This is a genomic window from Methylobacterium iners (assembly GCF_022179305.1).
Lineage (GTDB): Bacteria > Pseudomonadota > Alphaproteobacteria > Rhizobiales > Beijerinckiaceae > Methylobacterium > Methylobacterium iners.
Genome location: NZ_BPQP01000106.1, coordinates 1 through 1,269, shown reverse-complemented (window position 1 = coordinate 1,269; position 1,269 = coordinate 1). Strand labels below are relative to the sequence as shown.

Below are 1,269 nucleotides of genomic sequence, written 5' to 3'. Positions count from 1 at the left end.
TTAATCGTTGATGGCGGCGACGACGCCGGCGCCGCATCCCGTTTGCGCTTGTCGCGGACGGGGTGGTTGCTGCGATCAATCGTTGATCGCAGCAACCACCCCTGCTCCAACCGTGCGGCCGCCTTCGCGGATGGCAAAGCGCAGCTTCTCCTCCATCGCCACCGGCACGATCAGCGTCACGTCCATCGTCACGCTGTCGCCCGGCATCACCATCTCGGTGCCCTCCGGCAGCACGCACACCCCCGTCACGTCCGTCGTGCGGAAGTAGAATTGCGGCCGGTAGTTGGTGAAGAACGGCGTGTGACGCCCGCCCTCCTCCTTGGTCAGGATGTAGGCCTCGGCCTTGAACTTGGTGTGCGGCTTCACCGAACCCGGCTTGCACACGACCTGCCCGCGCTCCACGTCCTCGCGCTTGGTCCCGCGCAAGAGCACGCCAACGTTGTCGCCCGCCTGACCCTGGTCGAGCAGCTTGCGGAACATCTCCACGCCCGTCACCGTCGTGGTCTGCGTCGCGCGGATGCCCACGATCTCCACCGTCTCGCCGACCTTGACGATCCCGCGCTCGACCCGGCCCGTCACCACCGTGCCGCGGCCCGAGATCGAGAACACGTCCTCGATCGGCATCAGGAACGGCTTGTCGATCGGACGCTCCGGCTGCGGGATGTAGGCGTCCACGCTCGCCATCAGCGCCAGCACCGCGTCGTGCCCGATCTCAGGGCTCTTGTTCTCCAAAGCCATCAGCGCCGAGCCCTTGGTGATCGGGATGTCGTCGCCGGGGAAGTCGTACTTGGACAAGAGCTCGCGCACCTCGAGCTCGACCAGCTCGAGCAGCTCGGCGTCGTCCACCATGTCGACCTTGTTGAGGAACACCACCAGCGCCGGCACGCCGACCTGGCGGGCGAGCAGGATGTGCTCGCGCGTCTGCGGCATCGGACCGTCGGCCGCCGAGACCACCAGGATGGCGCCATCCATCTGCGCCGCGCCCGTGATCATGTTCTTCACGTAGTCGGCGTGGCCGGGGCAGTCGACGTGCGCGTAGTGCCGGTTGCTCGTCTCGTACTCCACGTGCGCCGTCGAGATCGTGATCCCGCGCGCCTTCTCCTCGGGCGCCTTGTCGATCTGGTCGTAGGCCGTGAACGTCGCCCCGCCCGTCTCCGCCAGAACCTTCGTGATCGCCGCCGTCAGCGACGTCTTGCCATGATCAACATGCCCAATCGTGCCAATGTTGCAGTGCGGCTTCGTGCGCGAAAACTTCTCTTTGGCCATCGT

The 1,269-nt window shown here is 66.1% G+C and carries 1 protein-coding gene; it reads right to left on the bottom strand.

From position 1 onward, the window contains the following. Nucleotides 1-75: 75 nt before the first annotated feature. A complete protein-coding gene (gene tuf, locus MFF55_RS24915) occupies nt 76-1,266 on the bottom strand; it encodes an elongation factor Tu (protein ID WP_238246807.1) in 1,191 nt (396 codons plus the stop codon). Nucleotides 1,267-1,269: the final 3 nt, after the last annotated feature.